The organism is Bradyrhizobium sp. USDA 4538, assembly GCF_024171045.1.
GTDB classification, from domain to species: Bacteria; Pseudomonadota; Alphaproteobacteria; order Rhizobiales; family Xanthobacteraceae; genus Bradyrhizobium; species Bradyrhizobium australafricanum.
In genome coordinates this window covers 7,548,145-7,562,854 of record NZ_JALJZE010000001.1, presented here as the reverse complement: position 1 = coordinate 7,562,854, position 14,710 = coordinate 7,548,145, and the positions used below count along the sequence as shown (strand labels likewise).

Annotated in this window: 15 protein-coding genes and 1 tRNA gene; 4 read left to right on the top strand and 12 right to left on the bottom strand. The window is 63.0% G+C overall.

The annotated features are described in order from the left end of the window. Window positions 1-963, bottom strand: coding sequence for an SDR family oxidoreductase (locus J2R78_RS34690; RefSeq protein WP_253608413.1), 963 nt, complete (start codon window positions 961-963; stop codon window positions 1-3). A gap of 228 nt (window positions 964-1,191) precedes the next feature. On the opposite strand from J2R78_RS34690, the gene J2R78_RS34685 reads away from it, so the two are divergent. After that, window positions 1,192-1,329, top strand: coding sequence for a hypothetical protein (locus tag J2R78_RS34685; RefSeq protein WP_253608412.1), 138 nt, complete (start codon window positions 1,192-1,194; stop codon window positions 1,327-1,329). A 184-nt stretch (window positions 1,330-1,513) separates the two neighbouring features. Here the strand turns inward: J2R78_RS34685 and J2R78_RS34680 are convergent, their stop codons facing one another. Together J2R78_RS34680 and J2R78_RS34675 are read right to left on the bottom strand one after the other, a co-directional pair. After that, window positions 1,514-1,693, bottom strand: a complete 180-nt coding sequence (locus tag J2R78_RS34680; RefSeq protein WP_050999539.1) for a hypothetical protein — start codon at window positions 1,691-1,693, stop codon at window positions 1,514-1,516. Between the two features lie 438 nt (window positions 1,694-2,131). Continuing rightward, the gene (locus tag J2R78_RS34675) at window positions 2,132-3,664 is read right to left on the bottom strand and encodes a porin (protein WP_057020678.1); all 1,533 of its coding nucleotides are present in this window, start codon (window positions 3,662-3,664) and stop codon (window positions 2,132-2,134) included. A gap of 454 nt (window positions 3,665-4,118) precedes the next feature. On the opposite strand from J2R78_RS34675, the gene J2R78_RS34670 reads away from it, so the two are divergent. After that, window positions 4,119-4,631 carry a MarR family winged helix-turn-helix transcriptional regulator gene (locus J2R78_RS34670; protein ID WP_168855931.1) on the top strand — a complete coding sequence of 171 codons (513 nt, stop codon included), beginning with the start codon at window positions 4,119-4,121 and terminating at the stop codon, window positions 4,629-4,631. A gap of 837 nt (window positions 4,632-5,468) precedes the next feature. Here the strand turns inward: J2R78_RS34670 and J2R78_RS34665 are convergent. The 7 genes from J2R78_RS34665 to J2R78_RS34635 form a co-directional block, all read right to left on the bottom strand. Continuing rightward, a tRNA-Pro gene (locus tag J2R78_RS34665) sits at window positions 5,469-5,546 on the bottom strand. A gap of 124 nt (window positions 5,547-5,670) precedes the next feature. Beyond that, on the bottom strand, window positions 5,671-6,264 hold the full coding sequence (locus J2R78_RS34660) for a MerR family transcriptional regulator (protein ID WP_253608411.1): 594 nt from the start codon (window positions 6,262-6,264) through the stop codon (window positions 5,671-5,673). Between the two features lie 127 nt (window positions 6,265-6,391). Further along, window positions 6,392-6,727, bottom strand: coding sequence for an integration host factor subunit alpha (locus J2R78_RS34655; protein ID WP_035631661.1), 336 nt, complete (start codon window positions 6,725-6,727; stop codon window positions 6,392-6,394). A gap of 130 nt (window positions 6,728-6,857) precedes the next feature. Further along, window positions 6,858-7,835, bottom strand: coding sequence for a beta-ketoacyl-ACP synthase III (locus J2R78_RS34650; protein ID WP_253608410.1), 978 nt, complete (start codon window positions 7,833-7,835; stop codon window positions 6,858-6,860). Continuing rightward, window positions 7,832-8,887, bottom strand: coding sequence for a phosphate acyltransferase PlsX (gene plsX / locus J2R78_RS34645; RefSeq protein WP_225158932.1), 1,056 nt, complete (start codon window positions 8,885-8,887; stop codon window positions 7,832-7,834). The genes J2R78_RS34650 and plsX overlap by 4 nt, the downstream gene beginning before the upstream one ends. A 310-nt stretch (window positions 8,888-9,197) precedes the next feature. Next, a complete protein-coding gene (locus J2R78_RS34640) occupies window positions 9,198-9,791 on the bottom strand; it encodes a DUF177 domain-containing protein (RefSeq protein WP_253608409.1) in 594 nt (197 codons plus the stop codon). After that, on the bottom strand, window positions 9,788-10,339 hold the full coding sequence (locus J2R78_RS34635; protein WP_253610000.1) for a ubiquinol-cytochrome C chaperone family protein: 552 nt from the start codon (window positions 10,337-10,339) through the stop codon (window positions 9,788-9,790). Before J2R78_RS34635 ends, J2R78_RS34640 begins: the two co-directional genes overlap by 4 nt. Before the next feature lie 137 nt (window positions 10,340-10,476). Between J2R78_RS34635 and J2R78_RS34630 the strand changes: the two genes are divergently transcribed. Continuing rightward, the gene (locus tag J2R78_RS34630) at window positions 10,477-10,953 is read left to right on the top strand and encodes an outer membrane protein assembly factor BamE (RefSeq protein ID WP_018271914.1); all 477 of its coding nucleotides are present in this window, start codon (window positions 10,477-10,479) and stop codon (window positions 10,951-10,953) included. Between the two features lie 154 nt (window positions 10,954-11,107). Then, the gene (locus J2R78_RS34625; protein WP_253608408.1) at window positions 11,108-12,115 is read left to right on the top strand and encodes a tripartite tricarboxylate transporter substrate binding protein; all 1,008 of its coding nucleotides are present in this window, start codon (window positions 11,108-11,110) and stop codon (window positions 12,113-12,115) included. Between the two features lie 42 nt (window positions 12,116-12,157). On the opposite strand, the gene J2R78_RS34620 is transcribed toward J2R78_RS34625, so the two are convergent. Further along, window positions 12,158-12,313, bottom strand: a complete 156-nt coding sequence (locus J2R78_RS34620) for a hypothetical protein (RefSeq protein ID WP_167350400.1) — start codon at window positions 12,311-12,313, stop codon at window positions 12,158-12,160. Window positions 12,314-12,401: 88 nt separating this feature from the next. Next, window positions 12,402-14,522 (bottom strand): sodium-translocating pyrophosphatase, encoded by a 2,121-nt coding sequence (locus tag J2R78_RS34615; protein WP_028333872.1) that lies wholly within the window; start codon window positions 14,520-14,522, stop codon window positions 12,402-12,404. Window positions 14,523-14,710 lie beyond the last annotated feature (188 nt).

Here is a 14,710-nt window from a genome sequence, read left to right as displayed (position 1 = left end):
TCAGCCGACCTTCCACCCGGTTGCTGCCACGAGGTCCTGATAAAACTCCGGCGTGTAGGCCTGTTCCGGCGTCTTGCGCACGCGCTCGTCGAGCAGATGCGCATCGTCGCCGACCAGGATGCGCCAGCGTTCGGCTTTCACACCGTCGAGGATGATCTTGGCGGCGGCCGCGGCCGAAGTCGGTGCCTCGTCGTGGAAGATGCGGGCACGATCGAGCGCGAGCTGCTGGATGTCGACGTCCGACATCTTGGCGACGTCGATCCCCTGCCCCTGCAGACGCTGACGGGCCTGCTTGAGCTCGTCGGCGTTGAGCTGGTCGGAGCCGTTCTGGACCTTGCGCGAGTTCGACACGATCGAGGTGCCGATGTGACCGGGCATCACGACCGAGCACTTCACATGCGGCGCGTTGAGCCGGAGATCGTTGATCATCGCCTCGGTGAATCCCTTCACGGCAAATTTCGCCGCGCTGTAGGCGGTGTGCGACACGCCCATGCCGACCGAGGCCCAGAAGCCGTTGACGCTCGAGGTGTTGACGATGTGCGCCTCGTCGGCCTTCACCAACAGCGGCAGGAAGGTGCGGACGCCGAGATAGACGCCGCCCCAGCAGATGTTGAAGGTGCGCTCCCACTGCTCGCGCGTGTTGGAGAACAGGCTGCCGCCGCCACCGATGCCGGCGTTGTTGAACAGCAGGTGGATCTTGTCGGTCGCCTGCTGCTCGATCAGCTCATCGCGGAAGCGTTTGTAGTGATCCTCGATCGAGATGTCGGCAATGTGGGTCGTGATGCGCAGGCCCTGCGGCAGCTTCTCGACCTCGCAGAGCCGCTTGGTCTCGGCCATCGCCTCGGCCGAGACGTCGCACATCGCGACATTGCAGCCCTCGGCAACGAGCTGCCGTGCCAGCTCGCGCCCCATGCCCGTGCCGCCACCGGTGATGACGGCAATCTTTCCGGCGAAATCCTTCATGTGAGATCCGTTCCTTCCCTTATTTTTCTTGCCCTGTTCTTCTTTGTTTCGGCCGGAGCGCGGATCGCAGCCCCAACCGCTTGGCTGCGGCACCTTACATCACCGAATTGTCGCCCAGCAACGGCGCCGCCTCACGCGCAAGTGAGCCGCCTGCAGCGGGTTGAGACGGTGGCCGCGTAACGAAATCATTCCGCGTTGCGAACAATCCGACATCGACAATCGGAGACCATGATCGTGCACATCCTGAACAGATTGGTCGCGACAACGCTGATGGCGATCGCGGCCGAAATTTCCACCGCGGCCGCAGCTGCCGAGGTAAAACCAGCGAAGCAGCGCGACAGCACCTGTGCAGATGGACCACGTTGATCGCAATCGGCGCATAGCGCAGCGCGCGGCGTGGCACACCGCGCGATCGTCATAGGCGAAGCTCTGACAATGTTGCGATCACGTCGTCCGAACTCGAACACTTGTTTGCGAAGCGCGTGAGCCTCACGCGATGATCTCGCGCATCCTGGCTGCAGGCCACGCCGCGTCATGACGCGGCGTGGCGCTATTCGGCTGTCTCGATGCGCACGGATGCGCGCCGCCGCAGGACGCCTGCACCCGCACTCAGGGCCAGCTTGAGCAGGCCGCGCCACGAGAAATCGATGATCACCTCATGGTGCCGCAATCCCTTGCCGCCCTTTACCAGCCCGAGATCCCGGATCAGGCAATAGTGGCCGCTGCTCATGCGCGCCAGGCGGCTATTCTTGAAGCGTCCCATGAATGGCGAGAATGCACTGCGGATCGATTCCGTCAAATCCTGACGGCGTCGAATCGGCAAGGCGACGGCAACCCGATCGCCGGCCGCAGCTTGGCGGGCCGCGCGCGCCACCATCGTCGACGCCGGCTGGGCCCTTGAATCAAAAACCTCCGGCAGGGCATTGCCGGAGGTTTGGGAGGCTTAGCAGCTAGCTAAGAGCCATCATTCAATGTGTTGGCCGTGGCGTATATAGTTTAGTAGATCAGGTAAGTAAATAAGTCTGCGGCTAATGAATCGCATGGCTCGTCTTCGTCGTTCGCGTGGACCGAAATGACGCAGCTCAGCTCTCCTTAGAATCTTTCGCAAAGAAAAACCCCGGCAGTTGCCTGCCGGGGTTCTGTTGGATCGTGATCAGATCAACCGGAATTACCAGTTGCGCTGAGCGCGGAAGAGCATCTGGACAGTGTCCTGATCCTTCAGCTCGTAGGTCGCGGTCGGCTTGCCGATAGCAGTCGACGACGTCGTGATGATGCCGGCATACTTCTGATCGAGGTGCGAGTAGGTCACGTCGGCCGAGAAGGTCAGGTTCTTGACCGGGGTCCAACGGGTGATCACGCCGATCTGCGCGATGTTGTAGTCGGGGTTGCAGGCGGTCACGCCAGCGCCGCCAGCGAATGCGGCACGGAACGAACCACCGACGCCACCAACGCCGCAGATGAGCGACTTAGCCGCATCGTTGTACGAAACAGCGGCGAACGCACCGTACAAGCTGGTGTTCCAGTAGGGATCCCAGTTGTGGGTGTACGCACCGCGCATACCCCAGGTCTTGATGGACTGCTGCTGACCGCCGGGGCCGAACACCGTGTCGGGTGCCGTACCGAAGCCAACGCTGCCATAGACGCCCGGCAGGCTCGAACCGCCGAAGATGGCGATCGCACCGGCCTGGCTGGCCAGTTCCTGGATGTTGTAACGGGTCGCACCGTCGGTGTAGACGCCCTGGATGTTGATGGTGTCACCGGGTCCGGTCGGGATGTTCTTGATCGACAGGGCCAACGCACCAGCCCAACCCCACTTGTCGTCGGGATGACCGGTCAACTCGGTGCCGCCGTAGTAGGCAGCGTGGTTGTCATGCGCGGCGACCGACGCCTGGAAGATACCCCAAGCCTGGTCGACCTTGAGCGAAGCGACGAAGTCCGGAGCGATCGTGCCGGCGTAGTCGCTGGAGCCGTAGGCACCACCGACGCCGAGGTTGTTCACGCCAGCCTGCATGTAGGCAACCTGGTCCTGCGCCGACAGAGCCAGCGACACGCCGTTGCCGAACTGCGCGGTGTAGGTGAACTGGTTGATGCCGTTGGTGGTGTTCACGCCACCGACGAGTGCGTCGTAGTTGTTGCCCGGATAACCGTTCCAGGGGGCAGCGAACTGCGAAACCGCCTTACCCATCGTGAAGCCGGCGAACTGGATGAAGGCGTAGTAGACGCCGACCGTACCGGCAGCCACGTTGCCCGAACCTGCGTTGTTCGGCGCAGAAGACGAGCCGATCGCCGAGTACACGGTCGAGCCGTTGCCCTGGCCGGCATAGGTGTCGGAGGTCCAGGTGAACACCGCATCGAAATAGGTGCGGACCACGCCGTATTCGGTCGCGGTGCGCGTATCGATGTTGAAGTCTTCACGCGAACGCCAGGTGTAGCCGTTCGTGAAACGGTTGTTGGCACCGCTGGCGCCGTTGTAGTTCGCGCCGTACACGCTGTTGCCGTTCACCACGACGTCAGCACGCACATAGCCGCCCAGCTTGATGCAGGTGTCGGTGCCGGGGATGTAGTAGAAGCCCGGACCGTAAAGCGAGCAAACCTTCACGTACTCGACCGCTTTGGCCTTGACGGGAAGATCGGCCGCCTGTGCCCCGCCGACCGCGACCAGCGCAGCCGTCGAGCCCAGGATAAGGCTCTTCAAATTCATATTAAACCTCCAAGTTGCTCATATGCGGAGAGTCCGAGGCCGCGAGCGCCCCGTGATCCTCCCGCATTGTCCAAGACCGTTTTCCCCAAACCCCGCACCCTCAGATCAATCTGTGGTGTGCGACGGACTTGAACGATCACCGCAACGGGACGATCGAGATTCCCCTACCGCCGGGTTCAATATGCATTGGCGAGTTCGCCAATCAAAATAGTTTATAAAGTCAGGAATGCGAATGCGGCCACACTGTGTCTCGCCGGCAACGCTGCCTGTAAGCCCTTTGCCTACCTGAGAAAACTTGTCACATCCCAAATAGTCCACCTGTCACACGACCATCATAATTACTTTACGTTCACTTGCGTTCGTTGGCGGCTTGCGGGAAAAAACCTACTGCAGCGCGGAAAACAAGAAATAAATCAGCACAAAGCTGAGTCGGCGCCCGAGGGAAGAGGAAGCTGTGTCAGTGACAAGGAAGGATTCGACGCGCCAGCGCGCCATCGAACATCTCGACATCATCAAGCGGTTCACGCTCGAGATTTCGGCCATCAACTCGCATCTGGAGCGCGTCCGTCAGTTCTGGGGCAAGTCGCTTGGCGTCAGCGGTCCGCAATGGATGATTCTCATCGCGATCTCGGATCTCGACAAGGATGACGGCGTGCCGATCAACGTGGTGTCGAAACTGCTGCACGTTGATCCGTCGTTCGTGACCACGCAGTCCAAGCTGCTCGAGCAGAAGGAGCTGCTGCGGCGCGCGCCCTCCCCGGCCGATGCGCGCGTGGTGCGGCTGTCGCTGACCGACAAGACCAAAAGGCACCTCGCAGGCCTCGCCGAGCAGCACAAGGCGTTCAAGAAAACCGTGTTCGAGGAGTTCAGCGAGGCTGAGCTGGCCGAGTTCACGGCCAAGCTTTCGATGCTTACCAACCGCCTGGAAAAGGCCTGCCTGATTGTTGCGATGGAGGCCGAGGCCTGAGGCGACCGGCTCTGCAGCAGACGGGACGACTGGCAACCGGCATGATCGCGCCGCTCACCTCGCGAAGCGTTGGAAGCGGAGACTTATCGGTGTCCGCGCCCCGGCGACTGGAACGCCAGGAAGGCGAGAACGCTCAGCAGCGCAGCCCAGACCAGAAAGTGTTCAGCAATCATGTTGGCCCCCCATTTGCCCCTCAATGGAAAGCATGAAACGGGCCAAGCCGCGGTCGATCCGTGAACGGGCCATGGAAAAGGAGCCCCGGCGCTGACGGCCGGGGCCCCGAAAAACTTACAGTGTAACTATCTGGACTTGGTCGGGCTGCCTCCGGTCATCCCGCTGCCCGACCCCGTCGTCTGACCAGGGGCGTAGCCAGAGGCCCCTGGGCTCCCGGCTTTCGATCCTCGTGCCTGCATCTCGTGCCCGGGTGCATAGCCCGAAGCGCCGTGACTGCCTTTCTTGGAGCCCTTCTTTTGCATCTCGTGTCCAGGTGATTTGCTCGAAACGCCCTGTGCAAAAGCAACCGGGGTGGAAGCCATCAGGCATGCCGCGGAAAGGACGATGATTGCGTGCTTCATTTTGTCCTCCAAAATGCGCCCCGCAACTAACCGCCTGAAATCAGTGGCGTTCCATGAACGATTGTTCATCGACAACGACAGCCGCCGATGCGATCGGCTTGGTGCTGCCTCTTCAACGAGCGTTTGCTCGATATTAACGACAGCGTGTTGGCTTCCGCGCACAGCTTTCCGCGACTGGCGAACAGCATTGGCAACCAATCGCAAGCCGACGGCGAGCGATGCGCGCCCGCTTCAAACCACACCGAACGAATTTTGAGAAAAATGGTCGGAGCGAGAGGATTTGAACCTCCGACCCCTAGTCTCCCAGACTAGTGCGCTAACCGGGCTGCGCCACGCTCCGATGCCGTTCCATTAGCTGCGATCCTGCGTTCGCGCAAGGCGGGGCAGGCTCTCAAAGACTGTATTCCGAGGCCGGTTCCCTTGGCAGGTTTCCTTGGCAGGTTTCCTTGGCAGGCTTCCTTGCCTCAGCCGTCCTTCATCGCCGCGTCGATCACCTGTCGGCAGGCGACCAGCTCCTGCAGCACGCGTTCGAGCCGCTCCCGATCGACTGACGGAACGGAGGGACGAACCGGCGGCGCGGCGGCCGCCTTGCCCGGCTGGGCGTGCGCCTTGTAGGTCGACAGGATCGGATCCTCGTCGGGATCGACGAATCGGTAGTCGATCCCCTTCTCGTCGCCATCCCCCTCCTCGCCGTCGAAATCGAGGCCGTCGCTGCTCTCGAGATCGTCGGGCTCGGCCATGCTGTTGCCGACGGCTTCCTCGACCGCGCCGAACGAGACCGCCGCGGTCTGGTCGGCGATGCCCTGCACCGATTTGATGCCGTGCTCCTTCAGGATCCGCTGCACACCGCGGATGGTGTAGCCCTCGCCGTACAGCAGCCGGCGGATGCCCTTGAGCAGGTCGACGTCGTCGGGGCGATAATAGCGGCGTCCGCCGCTGCGCTTCATCGGCTTGATCTGCGCGAAGCGCGTTTCCCAGAATCTCAGCACATGCTGGGGAATATCGAGTTCATCAGCGACCTCGCTGATGGTACGGAACGCATCCGGCGCCTTGTCCAAATGCCCGCTCCTTTGAGCTCAATGCCTGGAGCCTTTCCGTTCCGATTGAATCGGAACGGGGCTCCGGATTCTAGGTTTGCCGCGCTTTCTTCACGCGAACCGGGTATCCACTTCGCTTGAAAACGCTCTAGTCGGCCTTGCTGCCGTCGCCATTGGTGACGACATGGCCATTGATCCGCTGCTTCAGGATCGCCGACGGCTTGAACACCATCACCCGCCGCGGCGAAATCGGCACCTCGGTGCCGGTCTTCGGATTACGGCCGATACGCTGGCCCTTCTTGCGCACCATGAAGGAGCCGAACGAGGACAGCTTCACCGTCTCGCCCTTTTCCAGGCAATCGGTGATCTCCTTCAGCACCAACTCGACAAATGCCGACGATTCCGTGCGCGACAGACCCACCTTTTGGTAGACCGCCTCACACAAATCGACGCGCGTAACTGTTTTTCCGGTTCCCGTGGTCATCGCCTGCCCCGCACTCTCGGCGAACAATTTCTTGACTGAAATTAAAAGCTTAGCGCGCAATGGTCAACAGCGACCAGCACCCAGGCGCAGGAAAGATACCGGCAACCTGTCGATACTGTTTGGCGATACGCTACCAGCGCACGAGCGCCGAGCCCCAGGTGAAGCCGCCGCCCATTGCCTCGAACAGCACCAGATCGCCCTTCTTGACGCGCCCGTCCTTCACGGCGACCGACAGCGCGAGCGGGATCGAGGCCGCCGATGTGTTGCCGTGCTTGTCGACCGTCAGGACCACTTTCTGCGGCGCAATATGAAGCTTATGCGCCGACGCATCGATGATTCGCTTGTTGGCCTGGTGCGGGATGAACCAGGTGATGTCCTCGGCGGTAAAGCCGGTGGCGTTGAAAGCGTCGACGATCACGTCGGTGATCATGCCGACGGCGTGCTTGAACACCTCGCGGCCCTCCATCCGGAGGTATCCGACCGTCCTGGTCGAACCGGGCCCGCCATCGACGAACAGCTTCGCCTTGTGGCGGCCGTCGGAGCGCAGATGCGTCGTCAACACGCCGCGGTCGCTGGTGGTGCCGGACTGCTGCTGCGCCTCCAGCACGACCGCGCCGGCGCCGTCGCCGAACAGCACGCAGGTGCCGCGGTCGTTCCAGTCGAGGATGCGTGAGAAGGTCTCGGCACCGATCACCAGCGCCCGCTTGTGGGTGCCGGCGCGCAGGAAATTATCGGCGGTGGCCAGCGCGAAGACGAAGCCGGAGCAGACCGCCTGCAGGTCGAAGGCGACGCCATGGTTGATGCCGAGCGCGTGCTGGACGGCGACCGCGGTGGCGGGAAAGGTGTTGTCCGGCGTCGAGGTCGCGAGCACGATCAGGTCGATCGACTGCGCATCGACTTGCGCGTGGGCGAGCGCGGCCTGCGCCGCCTTGATCGCCAGATGCGAGGTGACTTCGTCGTCGGCCGCGATGTGGCGCTCGCTGATGCCGGTGCGCTGCACGATCCATTCGTCCGACGTGTCGATCCGGCTGGCCAGTTCGGCATTGGTCAAAACCCGCTCCGGCAAATAGGAGCCGCAGCCGAGCACTACCGAACGTATCGCAGTCACGAGACAGCCTCCTGCGCGGTCTGCGCCTGCACCAGCGCACTGCCGTCGCGATTAAGCATCTGATTGATCTTGGTGAGGAGATCGTAGTGGGCCATCTCATAGCCAACATCGACCGCGTAAGCAAAGCCTTCCGTGTTGACGCCGCCATGGCTCTTGACCACCACGCCCTTCAGGCCGAGCAGCAGGCCGCCATTCGACTTGTTGGGATCGAGCTTGTCGCGCAGCTTCCGGAATGCACCGCGGGCCAGCAGATAGCCGATGCGCGAGATCCAGCTCGAACCGATCGCCTCGCGCAACAGGTCGAACATCTGGCGGGCAGTGCCTTCGGCGGTCTTGAGCGCGATATTGCCGCTGAATCCTTCGGACACGATTACGTCGGCACGCCCCTTGCCGATGCCGTCCCCTTCGACGAAGCCGATATAGTTGATGTCAGATAGGGCGCGCAGCATTTCGGCGGCCTCGCGGATTTCCTCATGTCCCTTGACCTCCTCCTCTCCGATGTTGAGGAGGCCGACGGTGGGGCGTTCGATGTTGAACAGCACGCTGGCCATCGCGCTCCCCATCACCGCCAGTGTCGCGAGATGATGGGCGTCGCCGCCGATCGTGGCACCAAGGTCGAGCACCACGGAGTCACCGCGCAGAGTCGGCCAAACTCCGGCGAGCGCCGGGCGGTCGACGCCCGGCAGCGTCCGCAGATTGATGCTGCCCATCGCCATCAGCGCGCCGCTGTTGCCGGCGGAGACCGCGACATCGGCCTCGCCATGCTTCACGGCGTCGATCGCGAGCCACATCGATGACGCCCGCCGGGTCCGCCGCAACGCCTGGCTCGGCTTCTCATCGTTCTTCACGGCGACGTCGGTATGGATCACTTTCGATACCGCCTTCAGCGCCGGATGCTTGGCGAGCTCCGGCTCGATCTGGGCCCGGTCCCCGATCAACAGGAATTCGCTGTCGGGATGACGGCTCAGCGAGATCGCAGCGCCGGGAATGACGACGGCAGCGCCGACATCGCCCCCCATGGCGTCAAGCGCTATTCGAACCTTTTGAGGCATGAACGTCCCGGAAGCCTGCTTTCCCGCAGCCCTTCAGACGAGGACCGCGAGCTTGAAGTCACCGCCGTTAACGGCGCGCGGCGAAACACCAACTCGCGTCCCGGCCGGGCCGCGACAATAGCGTGTCCTCGGTCCGACACAACCTCTTGACCGCAAATGAGGCAGCTGCCGAACCGTCACGCAACACATCAGAGCATACCAGAAATACATTGTATTTCAATGTATTGTGACACGTATTTGAAGTAACAAGGAGCAGTGCTCGCGCAAGCTTGCAGGCAAGCCATCCCCGCAAATGTGGCGCCAGGCGCCCTCAACTTCCCTTGGGCTTCTTGCCGTCCGGCTTTTCCTTCAGCGCCTTCAGCGCCGCGAAAGGATGATTTTCCGGGTCAGGGGCTTCAGCCTTCTGTTCAAAGACCGCATCCATCTTGCGCGGATACGGGTCTATGCCGAGAAACAGCGCATCGGTGGCGAGCCGGCCGATGTCGATGAAGCCGCCGACGATCGGCTCCGGCGGGTCCGGCGTTTCCTCATCGCTGTCGTCGGCGTCGTCGACCAAGTCGGCCATTTGCGGGATCTGCTCGGGCGGCGCGAACACCACATCGATCGGCTCATCGATCTCGTTCTCGATCGGATCGAGCGTCACTACGCAGGTCTGCCCGACCCTGGCCTTGACTCTGCCGGTGACGTGGTAGCTGCCGTCGCGTTTGGGCTGCAGGTCGAACTCTGCACGCGCGGAGACGACCTCCCGCAACTCGGCAACTTCGGCCATCGCCTTGCGCGCCGCCTCGTCGGCTACGATCTCGCGATGCAGGCCGGTCTCCGGAATCTGCGCGACATTGACGAGAACCCGCCAGGGGTCGCGGTCGCGCCGTGCATCGGGCTGCCCTGTGGTGCCGCCGCTCATGCCGCCGTCCCCGCAGCCTGTGGTACCGGAAAGCGCCACGCGCCCTTGGCCAACGCCGCGAGATCGGCGCGCGCCAGCTCTTCGATCGCCTCCCTGGCATAGGCGGCGAGCTCGCGGGCCTTGTCGATGTTCTGACCGTTGAGGATGTTCTTGCAGAACGACTCGGCCAAGGCCGCCTCGCTGTCGGTCAGCGCCAGATCATAGGCCGCGGTGCGGCCATAGAAGGCTTCACCGAACGCCTGCATGCGCTTCGGCACCGTGAGGTCGCCGACGCCCATTTCGCGCAGATTGTCGTCCATATCGATGCAGAAATGATCGAACAGGGCCTGGGACAGCGCCACGCCGCCCTCGACGGATTTCAGTCGCCGCAGCACCAGCCACAGATGCATCAGAAGCAGGTCAAAACGGCCGTTAACCGTGTCCGGAACGCCCAAGTCACGGTAAAACAACGGTTCTCGCGCCTGCGTCACGATCATGCCATAGATGATCTCAATGGTGCTGCGCGCGGGCACCCGGGGTCTTCTGAAGTGATTGAACGGCCAAAGCATGACGGGTTCCGGCTGCCGGTCCCCAAAGGGTCGCCTGTTGAGAGGTCGCCCATTGGAGCTCGGCATGATTGCAATCCATTGAGCTGCCCGGTACGTCAATGCCTCGGCCGATGCAAGGGGACGGATCAGTTCCGCCGATGAACCACACTCTTTCACGACAGTCTCGCGCCGCTTCCGCGCGCGGGTTCTTTTCGCGTCTCCGCGCCGTCGCGGCGATTGGCCTCGTCTGCGCCGCACTCGGCGGCTGCGCCGGGGAACAATTCCAGAAGGGCTACATCCTGCCCGAGGGGGCGCTCGAGCAGATCCCGATCGGCGCGAGCCAGGACCAGGTGCTCATCGTGCTCGGCACGCCCTCGACGGTCGCAACGCTGGACGGCGAGGTGTTTTATTACATCTCGCAACGGACCTCCCGCCCGGTCGCCTTCATGAATCAGCGGGTGATCGACCAGCGCGTGATCGCGGTCTATTTCGACAAGAACCGGCAGGTGCGCCGACTGGCCAATTACGGCCTGAAGGACGGCAAGATCTTCGACTTCGTCAGCCGGTCCACGCCGACGTCGGGCCAGGAAATGTCCTACCTGACACCGCTCTTCAAGCTGCTGAGCTTCAACTAGAGCGTTTTCGAGCGAAGTGGGCTCCGGTTCGCGTGAGACAACGCGTCAAACCGGAGTCCAGAGCATGAGCCGCTGCGCCAAGTTGTCGCTTGCCCGAGGGGCAAGCGGTCCCCTAGTTTGCTCGCAAACAAGAGCCTGAGCAGGGGGTAAACGCATGAGAGCCAAGAGATTTTCCCGTCGTACGGTATTGTCGGGCACGGCCGCATTGACGGCCGCGGCGATCCTGCCGCGCGCGAGCCTCGGCGCCGGCGACTGGCGGCCGACCGAGACCGTCCGCATCATCGTGCCGGCGGCGGCCGGCGGCTCGACCGACGTGATGGGGCGGCTGCTCGCGGCGCATTTGCAGCCGCTCTGGGGCCAGTCGGTGGTGGTGGAGAATCGCTCCGGCGCCGGCGGCACCATCGGCACATCCGAGGTCACACGCGCCAAGGGCGACGGCCACACCATCCTGATAGGCAATCCCGGCCCCAACGCGATCGCCTACAGCATCTTCCGCAACCTGACCTACACGGCCGACCAGTTGCAGCCGGTCTCCAACATGATCCGGATTCCGAACATCGTATCGGCGCATCCGTCGACCGGCCTCAAGTCGATCCCCGAATTAATCGCCTTCCTGAAGAAGAATCCAGACAAGCTCACCTACGGCTCGTCCGGCACCGGACAAAGCCCTCACCTCACCGGTGCCTGGTTCCTGCAGCTCACCGGGCTGAAGATGACGCACGTGCCGTTCCGCGGCGCCGGTCCCGCATTGCAGGCCGGGCTCGCCGGCGACATCCAGATCCTGTTCGACAACCTCTATCCGTCGCTGCCGCAGGTGCAGGACGGCAAGCTAAATGGCCTCTGTGTCACCACGCCGGAGCGCAGCGATTCCGCACCGAACCTGCCGACGATGCGCGAGGGCGCGCCGGAACTGGCAAAGTTCGACGTCTCGTCCTGGTTCGGCGTGTTCCTGCCGAAGACCGCGCCCGCCCCGGTGCTCGACGAGTTGAACCGCCAGGTCAAGGCGATGCTGGAGCGCGACGACGTCAAGAAGAACATCGCCGGCATGGGCGCGCGCGCCGACTACGGCACGCCCCAGCAATTCTCCGATTTCGTCGATGCCGAGACGAAGAAGTTCGCGGCGATCATCGAGAAGGAAGGCTTGCAGATGGAGGTCAAGTAGCAGCCGCCGTCACGATCTTTCCTGACCACGTTGCGGCCAATGCTACGACGACTTGTTGATCTTCTTGACCTTGGCGTCGGTCGCTTCAATCGACATCGCCAGTTCCATGATCGCCTTCGAGAGTAGCTCGATGGCCTCCTTCTGATCCTGCGATTTGGAGGCGCGGAGCGCGTAGTTCCGTGCGGATGAGAGCGACATCGATTGATCTCCGTGTTGTTCGCGTCTGGTTCAAAAATAAAACCCCGCGGCTTTCACCGCGGGGCTTCGTTTCAGTCGTGTCCGCCGCTCAGTGCGCCAGGATCGCCAGCAGCAGCAGCGCCACGATGTTGGTGATCTTGATCATCGGATTCACCGCCGGGCCCGCCGTGTCCTTGTAGGGATCGCCAACGGTATCGCCGGTCACTGCGGACTTGTGGGCGTCAGAGCCCTTGCCGCCGTAGTGGCCGTCCTCGATGTACTTCTTGGCGTTGTCCCATGCGCCGCCGCCCGAGGTCATCGAGATCGCGACGAACAAACCGGTGACGATGACGCCGAGCAGCATGGCACCGACCGCGGAGAATGCCGCCGACTTGCCGGCTGCGCCACCGCCCGCGATCGCGTAGATCAGGAAGTAGACCACGATCGGCGACAGCACCGGCAGCAGCGACGGGATGATCATCTCCTTGATCGCCGCCCGGGTCAGCAGGTCGACCGCCTTGCCGTAGTCCGGCTTGTCGGTGCCCTGCATGATGCCGGGCTTCTCGCGGAACTGACGGCGCACTTCCTCGACGATCGCACCGGCGGCGCGACCGACCGCGGTCATACCCATCGCACCAAACAGATACGGCAGCAGGCCGCCGAACAGCAGGCCGACCACGACGTAAGGATTGTTCAGGGAGAAGTCCGGGTTGACGCCCTTGAAGTAGGCATGGGCGTTGGCGTCGCTGATGAAGAATTTGAGGTCCTGATTATAGGCCGCAAACAGCACCAGCGCACCGAGACCGGCGGAGCCGATCGCGTAGCCTTTGGTCACCGCCTTGGTGGTGTTGCCGACCGCGTCGAGCGCGTCGGTCGACTTGCGCACCTCCTTCGGCAGCCCCGCCATCTCGGCGATGCCGCCGGCGTTGTCCGTGACCGGGCCGAAGGCGTCGAGCGCGACGATCATGCCGGCCAGCGCCAGCATGGTGGCGGTCGCGATCGCGATGCCGAACAGGCCGGCAAGGCTGTAGGTGACGAGGATGCCGGCGATGATCACGATCGCGGGCAGCGCGGTCGCTTCCATCGAGACCGCGAGGCCCTGGATCACGTTGGTGCCGTGACCGGTGACCGAGGCCGAGGCGATCGACTTCACCGGGCGATAGTCGGTGCCGGTGTAGTATTCGGTGATCCAGATGATCAGGCCGGTGACGACGAGACCGACCACGCCGCACCAGAACAGCGCCATGCCGGTGTAGTCGACGCCGTCGAGCTTGCCGAAGCCGACCAGCCAATTGATCACGAGCGCGACGCCGACCAGCGACAGGATGCCGGTGGCGATCAGGCCCTTGTAGAGGGCGCCCATGATGGACTGGCTGGCACCGAGCTTGACGAAGAAGGTGCCGATGATCGAGGTGATGATGCAGATGCCGCCGATCGCGAGCGGCAGCGTCATCATGTTCACCAGGATCGGCGTTTTGGCGAAGAAGATCGCCGCGAGCACCATGGTGGCGACCGCGGTCACCGCATAGGTCTCGAACAGGTCCGCCGCCATGCCGGCGCAGTCGCCGACATTGTCGCCGACGTTGTCGGCGATGGTGGCCGGGTTACGCGGATCGTCCTCGGGGATGCCGGCCTCGACCTTGCCGACAAGGTCGCCGCCGACGTCCGCACCCTTGGTGAAGATGCCGCCGCCGAGACGGGCGAAGATCGAGATCAGCGAGGCGCCGAAGCCGAGCGCCACCATGGCGTCGACCACGGTGCGGCTGCCCGCTTCCAGACCCATGAACTTGACCAGCACCATGAAGTAGATGGTGACGCCGAGCAGCGCGAGACCGGCAACCAGCATGCCGGTGATCGCGCCCGCTTTGAAGGCGAGCTCGAGGCCGCCGGCGAGCGAGGTGGTTGCCGCCTGCGCGGTGCGGACGTTGGCGCGCACCGAGACGTTCATGCCGATGAAGCCGGCAGCCCCCGACAGGATGGCGCCGATCGCAAAGCCGATCGCCACCGGCAGGCCCAGGAAGTAGGCCAGCACCACGAAGATCACGATACCGACCATGCCGATCGTGGTGTACTGCCGCCGCAGATAGGCCTGTGCGCCCTCGCGCACCGCGGCCGCGATTTCCTGCATGCGCGGATTACCCGCATCCGCGTTCAAGACCGACTGCGTCGCCCAGATCGCGTAGACGATGGAAAGCGCCCCGCAGAGCACAATCAACCATAAAGCTGTCATGTTGCCTCAGATCCTTGATGTAACCCCCGCGCCTTCTTGTGCCGCTAGGGGGCGGCAGGCGCTTATTTTGCGAGGACAATCCTCCCCAAAAACGGATTGCCTCAAATCGGGCGCGACCTTGCCAAAATCGTTACCGCTGTGCAACGCCACCTGTGGCCGAAAACGCCGATATCGGCAGCTATTTAGAA